Source organism: Streptomyces sp. NPDC001606 (assembly GCF_053596835.1).
Window position 1 is genome coordinate 171287 of the sequence record NZ_JBSFHC010000020.1, and the last position, 8955, is coordinate 180241.

The 8955-nt window shown below is 73.0% G+C and carries 8 protein-coding genes; 3 read left to right on the forward strand and 5 right to left on the reverse strand.

Annotation, left to right across the window (positions count from 1 at the left end; genetic code table 11):
• Positions 1-67: 67 nt before the first annotated feature.
• The gene (locus ACWCV9_RS30505; protein ID WP_450791378.1) at positions 68-1012 is read right to left on the reverse strand and encodes an AraC-like ligand-binding domain-containing protein; all 945 of its coding nucleotides are present in this window, start codon (positions 1010-1012) and stop codon (positions 68-70) included.
• Between the two features lie 139 nt (positions 1013-1151).
• On the opposite strand from ACWCV9_RS30505, the gene ACWCV9_RS30510 reads away from it, so the two are divergent.
• Positions 1152-1931, forward strand: a complete 780-nt coding sequence (locus ACWCV9_RS30510) for an alpha/beta fold hydrolase (protein WP_450791380.1) — start codon at positions 1152-1154, stop codon at positions 1929-1931.
• A 10-nt stretch (positions 1932-1941) separates the two neighbouring features.
• Here the strand turns inward: ACWCV9_RS30510 and ACWCV9_RS30515 are convergent, their stop codons facing one another.
• The 4 genes from ACWCV9_RS30515 to ACWCV9_RS30530 are packed head-to-tail and all read right to left on the reverse strand — an operon-like array spanning position 1942 to position 6662.
• Positions 1942-2838 carry a hypothetical protein gene (locus ACWCV9_RS30515; RefSeq protein WP_450791382.1) on the reverse strand — a complete coding sequence of 299 codons (897 nt, stop codon included), beginning with the start codon at positions 2836-2838 and terminating at the stop codon, positions 1942-1944.
• The gene (locus ACWCV9_RS30520; protein ID WP_450791383.1) at positions 2835-4007 is read right to left on the reverse strand and encodes a ferritin-like domain-containing protein; all 1173 of its coding nucleotides are present in this window, start codon (positions 4005-4007) and stop codon (positions 2835-2837) included. The genes ACWCV9_RS30515 and ACWCV9_RS30520 overlap by 4 nt, the downstream gene beginning before the upstream one ends.
• A complete protein-coding gene (locus ACWCV9_RS30525) occupies positions 4004-5959 on the reverse strand; it encodes a GMC family oxidoreductase (protein WP_450791385.1) in 1956 nt (651 codons plus the stop codon). The genes ACWCV9_RS30520 and ACWCV9_RS30525 overlap by 4 nt, the downstream gene beginning before the upstream one ends.
• A gap of 4 nt (positions 5960-5963) precedes the next feature.
• Positions 5964-6662: a hypothetical protein gene (locus ACWCV9_RS30530; RefSeq protein ID WP_450791387.1), complete on the reverse strand. Its 699-nt coding sequence runs from the start codon at positions 6660-6662 to the stop codon at positions 5964-5966.
• Between the two features lie 275 nt (positions 6663-6937).
• On the opposite strand from ACWCV9_RS30530, the gene ACWCV9_RS30535 reads away from it, so the two are divergent.
• Positions 6938-7852, forward strand: a complete 915-nt coding sequence (locus tag ACWCV9_RS30535) for a TIGR01777 family oxidoreductase (protein ID WP_450791388.1) — start codon at positions 6938-6940, stop codon at positions 7850-7852.
• A 127-nt stretch (positions 7853-7979) separates the two neighbouring features.
• On the forward strand, positions 7980-8849 hold the full coding sequence (locus tag ACWCV9_RS30540) for a class II glutamine amidotransferase (RefSeq protein ID WP_450791390.1): 870 nt from the start codon (positions 7980-7982) through the stop codon (positions 8847-8849).
• The last annotated feature ends 106 nt before the right edge of the window (positions 8850-8955 follow it).

The window sequence follows — 8955 nt, forward strand, 5'->3', positions numbered from 1 at the left end:
TAAACCAAACAGCTCGTACCCTACCGCACCGGGTTCTCAAGGAACGGGCGGCGGTGGGCGGTTGATGTCAGGCACGGGCCCGCAGCTCGCGCGGCGCGATGCCGTACGTCTGCTTGAACAGCCGGGAGAAGTGCGAGGGGTCGCGAAAGCCCCAGCGCGCGGCCACGGCGGCGACCGTACGGCGGTCCGCGTGCGGCCCGGAGAGGTCACGGCGGGCGCCCGCGAGCCGGCGCTGCCGGATCCATGCCCCGACCGAGGTGCCCTCCTCGGCGAACAGCTTGTGCAGATAGCGCAGGGAGATGCCGTGGGCGGCGGCGAGTTCGCCGGGTGAGAGGTCGGGGTCGGCGAGCCGCTGGTCGATGAAGGCCTTGATCCGCAGGCACAGCGCGGCGCCCCCGGTGTCCGCGGGGCGGGGCGGGTCGGGGAAGACGGCGGCGACCATGTCGGCGACGGCGTCGGACAGCAGGGTCGCGCGGGGCGAGGCGGCATGCCGGCCGGCGTCTTCGGCGAGCCGGGACAGGAACGGGGTGAGCAGCGAGCCGAGCGGGTCGTCGGCTGCGAGCCGGGTGGCGGTGACCGGGGTGGTCGTCCCCGGGGACTGCCGGGCGAGGCGGTGCGGGAGGGTGAACTCGTGCAGCCGGAAGTCGTCGTCGAAGCGCAGCGTGAAGGGGCGGGTGCTGTCCCAGCAGGCGGCGTCCCCGGCCCGCAGGACGCTCGTCCGACCGTCCTGGGCGACGGTGACGGTTCCTTCGGCGACCACGCCCACCAACAGGAAGGCGTCGTCGGCCCGCTCGATCAGCCGGCGGGTGCGCACCGCCTGCCCGGGGCCGGAGGCCACGGTCGCCACCTGGACTGCGCCCAGCGCCGCCGCGGAGACCTCCGCGCGGAACGGGTCACCCCTGCCTGCGGGGGCGGTGACGTCGACCGGGACCGGGGTCCGCCGTACCGTCTCCCGCCACATCTCCAGCCGGTCGGCGGGCGGATGGTCGTCCGTGCGTGCTGTCACAGGCATGGTCCCAGCCTCGCACGGGCCGCTGTGCACGCGGATCCGGATGACCGTGCACGGACGGCCGGACCGGCACCGTCGCCGCGGGGCACGCTGGCGGCATCGGTCCCGCCGGCTCGCGGCGGGCGGTCCACAGGAGCGTGACATGCCGTTCTTCTCTGTCCACGACCAGAAGTTCCATGCCGAGGACAGCGGTGGCGACGGCCCCGCCGTCGTGTTCAGCCACGGCAATCTGATGGACCACACGATGTGGGAACCGCAGGTCTCCGCGCTGCGCGGCGGTTACCGGTGCGTGGCCTGGGACGAACGGCTGCACGGGCGGACCGTGGACGACGGCCGCCCCCACACCTACTGGCAGTCCGCCGACGATCTGCTCGGCCTGCTCGACGCCATGGACATCGGTCGCGCCGTGCTGGTCGGGCACTCGCAGGGCGGCTTTCTCTCGCTGCGCGCCGCGCTCCGCGCCCCCGAGCGGGTGGCGGGCCTGGTGTTGGTCGACACCAGGGCCACCGCCTGGCCGGAGCGGGATCTGGCCCGGATGGGGGCGGTGGCGGACGCCTTCGAGGCGGCCGGGCCGGACGCCGTGGGCCCGCAGCTGCTGGACCTGCTGATCGGCGAGCCGGCCCTGCACGAGGTGTGGCTGGCGAAGTGGCGGGCCCAGCCGCCCCACCGGTCGGCGACCGCCGTACGGACGCTGATGGGGGTGGACGACATCAGCGCGCGGCTGTCCGGGATCACCGTGCCCGCACTGGTCGTACACGGCGAATGGGACGCGCCCGTCCCCGTGGCCGCCGGCCGGGCGCTGCACGCCGCGCTGCCCGGCGCCCAGGACTTCGTGCTGGTGCCGGGCGCCGCCCACACTCCGAACCTCACCCACGCCGCCGAGGTGACGCGGGCCCTCGCCGGGTTCCTCGGGCGGCTGTGACGCCGGCCGCTCAGCCGGTCCCGACCCAGTAGGGCCGGTTCTGCGCCGCCGCGGGCGGGGACTGGTGGACCCAGGCACCGGCCGGTTCCCGGGCCGCGATCAGGTCGAGGAACGGCTTGCTGCGACCGGGCTGGGGGTCGGCCCCGCCCACGCTGAACTCCAGCGTGCCGGTTCCCTCCCGCAGGTCGTACCAGGTGTACGGCGAGAGGACGTTGAGCGGCGCGGCCAGCAGCCGGGCCTGGTCGCCTGCACCTGCCCGCCGGCTGCCGTACTCGGTGAACGGTGCGACGCTGACCGGACGGCCGGTCCGGCCCGCCAGGTCGGCGGTGAAGGAGAAGTAGGTGTCGGCCGGGGCGAAGGAGCCGTCGGCCGCCGCCGTGCCGTCCCGGCCGCAGACCACCTTCCAGCGGTCCACGGCCTCCGGGTCGGCGGTGGTCTCGTTGGGCACCGGCAGGGTGTGCTGGAAACCGGCCTTGTACTTGGGCTCGTTGAAGAGTTCCACCCCCGCCCGGATGGCGATGTCGTTGTCGCAGGCGACATGGATCCGGCAGAAGCCGAGCAGCCGGGTCTGGTCCGCCCCGTGCGCGTACTCGGTGTAGCTGAGCCGCGGCACCCGGGCGGCCGCGGCCGTGGGGTGGGCGACCACGTTGAGTTCGATCTCCTCGGTGACGCCCGTGCCGGTGCCGAACTGCGCGAAGTACAGCTGGTAGTTGAAGGACAGGCACATGCTGTCGCCGAAGCGGGCCGGGGACAGTTCGCGGCCCGCGGGGTCCTGGTGCAGCAGGTCCCGCACGGCTTCCTGGCCGGCGGGGTCGTCGAGGAGGTAGTCGAAGCCGATGTTGGTGAACGTGCCGTAGAAGAAGGGCAGGCCGAAGCCCGGTGGGACGGGAGGCAGGGGGTCGCTCATCGCAGCTGTTCCTCGGGGGCGGCGGTGGGGCGGGCCCGGAGCGCGGCGGCGGCCTGCGGGCGGGCGGTCTCGAAGTGCTCCTGGACGAGTTCGAAGGTGGGACTGGCGTGGTAGCCCTGCGCGGCGAGCACCGGGTCGGGATAGGGGTTGCGGTAGAGCCGCTGGGCGAGGTCACGCAGCTCCAGCATCACGGGGACCGCGTACCGCATGGCGAACGGGATACCGGTGAAGGCCATCTCCATGAGGGTGAGCAGAAAGGCGTACCGCTCGTTGAACGTCTCGGCGTGCCGGCGGACCTGGGACTGCGGCGGGTAGTGGCCGGTCTTCGCGTCCTCGCGGATGGCGTAGGCGTCGTCCCAGCTGACGTCGATGAGGGGGCCGCTGGGCTCGGTGCGCGGCTGGTCGTATCTGCCGTAGCGGCGGCCGGTACGGATCTCCTTGAAGCGGAAGTAGTGGGCGACCTGGCGTTGCTCGCCGAAGATGGTGTCGTCGCTGTCCCAGATGGTGCCGTCGGTGCCCTCGCCCTGGTCGCTGATCACCTCGACGGCGAGCAGTGCGCTCTCGAGGTCGGTGACGGCGAACGCCTCGCCGCCGGAGTTGTAGAAGTCCTCCGGGCCGACCTGGCGTTCGGGGGGCCCGGTGAAGATGGTGGAGTGGGCCGCCGTACCGTCCCGGTGGGCCTGTTGCTGCTTCTTCTCCAGGTCGGTCAGGCCCTGCCGGATGAGGTCGTAGAACTGCCCGATGGATGTCCAGCCGGTCTGCCCGGGCTCGGGCCGTACGAAGGAACGGGGGCGTTCGATGAGCAGGAAGGTGTCCAGCGCCTCGGGCGAGAAGTGCCGCAGCGGGATGCGGGGCAGGCTCGGGTCGCTGAACGGCAGCTGCGCCGGGTACCCGGCGACGAACCGCGGGTGGGCGATGTCCGGAGTGCCGCCGACGGCGTTGAGCAGGTTGGCGGCGAGGGTGAGGTGCAGCATCTCCTCCAGGACGACGCTGCGGATGGTGTCGAGAGCGGGCCGGTTGGTGCCCGGCTTGAGGGTGTACATGCCGGTCAGATAGACGGGGATCGTCAGGTGCTCGACTTCCAGGGCGGCCTGGAGGTACGTCCGCAGCTCCGCCAGGTCGGCCGGCGGCCGCGGGCCGCTGCGGGTGAGGGTGTAGGCGGTGATCACAGGGCGCCCTCCGTCGCCAGGTGCTGCGGCTCGGTCGTCACGGAGGTCACCGGCTGGTGCAGCCGGGCCAGGTCGCGGTGGATCTCCTCGGCGCTGCGCAGGGCGAGCGCGGCCATGGTGAGGGTGGGGTTGCTGGTGCCGATGGAGGGCATGCTGCCGCAGCCGACGGCGTAGAGATTGGGATGGTCGTGGGTGCGCTGGTAGCTGTCGACCACCGACGAGGCGGGATGGGAGCCCATGATGTGGGTGCCCGCGCCATGGCCGGCGCCGTGGTAGGCGAGGTCCAGTTCCTCGGTGCCGATCCGGTGCCGGAAGTGGCCGAGGGGTGCGACGCCATTGTGCGGGGCGTGGTCGGTGAAGTCCTGGGCACCGAGGGCGGCGAAGATCTGCTGGGAGACCTTGCGGGCCGCGAAGATCCCGTCGCGGACATGCCGGTCGAGGTCGTAGTGGAGGATGGGTTTGGGGTTGCCGACGCCGTCCCGGTACCGGCTCGGGTCGATGGTGACCCGGTTGGCGGGGTCGGCGTGCTGCTCGACGGCGATCTGGAGCTGGATCTGCCGGTTGATCTCGTCGCCGAGCCGGTGCCGCAGTGCCGGGCCGAACACGCCCTCGGCCTTGATCTCGCCCTGTGCGTCACCGCCGAGGCCGAGCATCGCCGCGACGTTGCTGAGCGGTGCGCCGGTGGCCCAGCCCCAGCCCCAGTTGCCGATCTCGATGCGGAACGGCGCCCGCCGGGCCCGCCCGGCGCCGAACCGGAAGCACTCCAGGCCGCTGGTGTGCCCGGGGCCGCGGAAGGGCGCGATGGGCAGGTCCTGCGGCATCCGCGCCCACGCCAGCATGGTGGGGTGGTCCATGAGGTGGCAGCCGACATAGCCGCTGCGGTTGGCCATGCCGGAGGCGAGCAGCAGCACCGCGTTCTCGATGGCGTGCGCGGCGAGGACGACGATGTCCGCCTCGGCGGTGTAGGGGGTGCTGACCGGGGTGGCCGGGTCGCCGTACTCGCGGAACTCCACCCCGCGCACGGTGTCGCCGCGGCCCGGCAGGACCCGGCTGACCACGCAGCGGGTGGCGAGCCGGACGCAGTCCGGGAAGTCCTGCTGGATCCGCAGCGGTGAGGACTTGGCCTGGACCGGGCAGATCGGGGTGCAGCTGGAGTTTCCGACGCAGCGTTCGCCGAAGTTGGCCAGGCCGACCGCGCCGCGCGGGCGGTAGCCGCGGCCGTGGTCGAAGAGCGGGTTGGGGGTGCTGTTACGGCCCTGGGGCAGTCCGTAGACCTTCAGCCGGAAGTCGGTGCCGGACACCTCGTCGTGTACGGCGCGGTCGTCGAGTTTCTCCTGGAAGACCCTGTCCTGGTAGCTCCAGGGGATCTCCTCCATGGGGTACTCGTAGTCGGGATCCGGTACGACCCCGAGGCGGTGCTGGGCCGTTCCGTCCCCCGCGGTGCCGATGAGCCGCTCCGCCGACCGCAGATGGGGCTCCAGTTCGGCGGCGGTGAGCGGCCAGTCGCGTCCGTAGTGGTAGCTGGTGTGGGTCGCGTAGTCCTCGGGATGCATCCGGGGCGTTGCGCCCAGCCAGTGCATTCCGGCGCCGCCGAGCGCGCGGACGTAGTCGGTGCCGTAGGGCAGCGGCCCGGTCTGGACGAAGTGGCCGGTGGCCGTGTAGCCGGGCGGGGCGGCGGAGGGGCTGAGGTCGAGGACGTCCGGGAAGGGTGCGGCGGTGTTGCGCCGGTAGGCGGAGTTCGGCACCTTGATCACCGCGCCGGAGAAGGTGTCGAGGGAGTCCTGGTAGCCGGGCCAGGTGTCGGTGCCGCCGTTGCCGGCCTCCAGGACCAGCACCTGCCAGCCCTGCCTGCCCAGGTGACGGGCGATCAGGCTGCCCGCCCAGCCGCTGCCGACGACGATGGCGTCGTAGCGGCGCCCGTTGACTTCGGAGCCCGTCGTGGTCACGGTCATCGCTTCACTCACTCGCTTCCTCGGGTTCCGTGGCCGGCGGGACGGCCGCGGCGGGTACGGCGGACGGGGCGACGGCGCGGGACAGGCGCGAGCCCGGCAGCAGATGGGCGGGCACGCTGTCGGCGGGCAACCCGGCGTCGTACGCGGTCAGGGCGAGCGCGTCCGCGCTGCCCGGATCGGTGGCGGCGGACCGCAGTTCGTCGCGGATCTCCTGCTCGGTGGGCAGCCGGGCCGGCTCGGCGGCCCAGGTGCCGAAGCCCGGCGGTTTGGCCCCGGCGGGGTGACCGGCGAAGGAGCGCCAGACGAGCCCTTCGGGGTAGCTGCTGGGCGAGGCCACGAACTCGGTGTTCGGCACTTCGCGGCGGAGGGCGGCATGGGCGGCCGGGGCGAGCCGCGGCCAGCCTCCGGTGTACCAGAGGTAGGTCACGGCGCGGGCGATCTCCCGGTGCAGCGGGGTGAGCCGGGCCGGCGGATCGTCGTACGCGAGGGCCTGCTGCCAGGCGTCGAGGAACTCCGCGAGGTGGGACGCGCCCACCTGGCCGCGGACGGTGTCGAGGTAGAGCCGCGCCATGCCGGTGCCGTAGAGGTCGTAGCCGGCGAATCCGGTGAGCGGCATGGAGAGGGTGACGAATCGGTGGAGTTCGGGGTCGCTCTGGTCGGGGTCGGCGGGCTGTGCCGCGCCTGTGGTGTCGTCGGTGAGCACATTCACCCCTTGCGGTGGCGGGTGAGAGGAGACCGGACGAGTGATTGTCCAAGCGGGGCGATCGTCCGGCAACACACCCGGTCGGCTGCGGTCCGTTGCCCGGGACGGCGCGGGGACGGGCCGCCGCCCAGCGGGAAACGGTTTTCCGGAGACACCCCGGGGCAATCCATGCTCTCGGCATATTCACTGCTGTGGGCGAAGACTCGAACACGGGTCGCCGCGCCGGATCCCGCGAGTACTTGAACTTGCAAGCAACCGGTGTAGGGTGGGGCGCCATGCGCGTCGCGATCACCGGGTCCACCGGACTCATCGGCTCCACCCTCACCCGCTCCCTCCTGGCTGACGGCCACCAGGTCGTCCGCCTCGTCCGGCACGGGTCCGCGACCACTCCCGGAGACGGGAGCGAATCAGCGCACTGGGACCCGGCCGCGGGGCACATCCAGCCCGGCGCGCTGGAGGGCGTCGACGCCGTCGTCCATCTGGCCGGCGCGGGCGTCGGGGACAAGCGGTGGACCGCGGCCTACAAGCAGCAGATCCGCGACAGCCGCGTCCTGGGCACCCGGACCATCGCGCAAGCCTGTGCCGCGGCGGCCGCGCCGCCGCGTGTCCTGGTGTCCGCGTCCGCCACGGGCTACTACGGCGACACCGGCACCCGGATCGTCACCGAGCGGGAACCTGCCGGGACCGACTTCCTGGCCTCCGTCTGCGTCGACTGGGAGGCCGCCGCCGAACCGGCGCGCGCGGCCGGGGTGCGGGTGGTGCATCCGCGCACCGGCCTGGTGGTGTCGGCCGAGGGCGGCGCCTTCGGGAAGCTCTTCCCGCTCTTCCGTCTCGGCCTCGGCGGCCGGCTCGGCTCCGGCGACCAGTACTGGCCGTTCGTGTCCCTGGCCGACCACATCGCGGCCCTGCGCTTCGCCATCGACACCGAGGAACTCTCCGGCCCCGCCAACTTCACGGCACCCGAGCCGGTGACCAACCGTACGGTCACCCGGGCGCTGAGCCGTGCGCTGCACCGGCCGGCGCTCGCCGCCGTCCCGGCCTTCGCACTGGACGCGGTGCTCGGCGAGTTCGCCGCGAGCATCACCGCGAGCGCGCGGGTCGTCCCGGCGGCCCTGCTGGAGGCCGGCTTCACCTTCCGCCACCCGACGATCGACCAGGCGCTCGACGCGGTGCTCCGGCCCGCCGCCTGACCCGGGCGGGAACGGGCAGGCGGGGCACGGGATGTCGGCCGTTCGGCCCATCCGCCGGGCCGCGCGGGCTTCCGCTCCGCCCCCACCGGGCATAACGTCCTGCGACCGGTGGACGAAGGAGGCTGTGATGTGCCGCCTGTTCGGGCTGACCAGTGCTCCGCAGCGTACGCACGCGACCTTCTGGCTCCTCGAGGCGCCCGACAGCCTCAGCGCACAGAGTCACCGGGAACCCGACGGCACCGGGCTCGGCTACTTCGGCCCCGACGGTGCGCCGGAGGTGCACAAGAAGCCCATCGCCGCCTACGCGGACCGCGCCTTCGCGCAGGAGGCCCGGCAGGTGGAGTCCGCCACCTTCGTCGCCCATGTCCGCTATGCCTCGACGGGCGGCCTGGAGCCGCGCAACACCCACCCGTTCGAGCAGCGGGGGCGGCTGTTCGCACACAACGGCGTGATCGAGGGGCTCGACCTGCTGGACCGCCACCTCGGCGCGGACCTCGCGCTGGTGCGCGGCGACACCGATTCCGAGCGCTTCTTCGCCCTGGTCACACGGGAGATCGAGGCGCACGGCGGCGATGTGGGGGCCGGTCTCGTGGCCGCGGCCCGCTGGGTCGCCGGCCATCTGCCCCTGTACGCCCTCAATCTCGTCCTGGTCACCGCCGAGGAGCTGTGGACCCTGCGCTATCCCGACACCCATGAGCTGTACGTCCTTCAGCGCCCGCCCGGCGGCCATCACGGGGGACGTCATCTCGACCACACCGGCCGCGACGGACGTCTGCGGGTGCGCTCGGCGGCGCTGGCCGGGCGTCCCGCGGTGGTCGTGGCGAGCGAGCGGATGGACGAGAACCCGAACTGGCGCCTGCTGGCACCCGGCGAACTGCTCCATGTCGACCGCGAACTGCGCGTCACCTCCCACATCGCCCTGCCCACCCCACCGGCCCACCCCCTCACCCTGGCCGACCTGCACCCCGCGGCGGCGGCCTCACAGCGGCCCGCCTGACCGGGCGGTGTTCAGGAGTCGGAGTCGGGGATCTTGGTCGCGGCCGCGTAGGCCTGGGCCGGGGTCATCGGCACCCCGTTCAGCTCCACGGTCCGGTACGGGCTGA

Bases quoted from the DNA above. Each gene is read 5' to 3' on its own strand.
- ACWCV9_RS30515 (WP_450791382.1), bottom strand. From the start codon at position 2,838: ATGAGCGACCCCCTGCCTCCCGTCCCACCGGGCTTCGGCCTGCCCTTC.
- ACWCV9_RS30510 (WP_450791380.1), top strand. From the start codon at position 1,152: ATGCCGTTCTTCTCTGTCCACGACCAGAAGTTCCATGCCGAGGACAGC.
- ACWCV9_RS30535 (WP_450791388.1), top strand. From the start codon at position 6,938: ATGCGCGTCGCGATCACCGGGTCCACCGGACTCATCGGCTCCACCCTC.
- ACWCV9_RS30540 (WP_450791390.1), top strand. From the start codon at position 7,980: ATGTGCCGCCTGTTCGGGCTGACCAGTGCTCCGCAGCGTACGCACGCG.
- ACWCV9_RS30525 (WP_450791385.1), bottom strand. From the start codon at position 5,959: ATGACCGTGACCACGACGGGCTCCGAAGTCAACGGGCGCCGCTACGAC.
- ACWCV9_RS30505 (WP_450791378.1), bottom strand. From the start codon at position 1,012: ATGCCTGTGACAGCACGCACGGACGACCATCCGCCCGCCGACCGGCTG.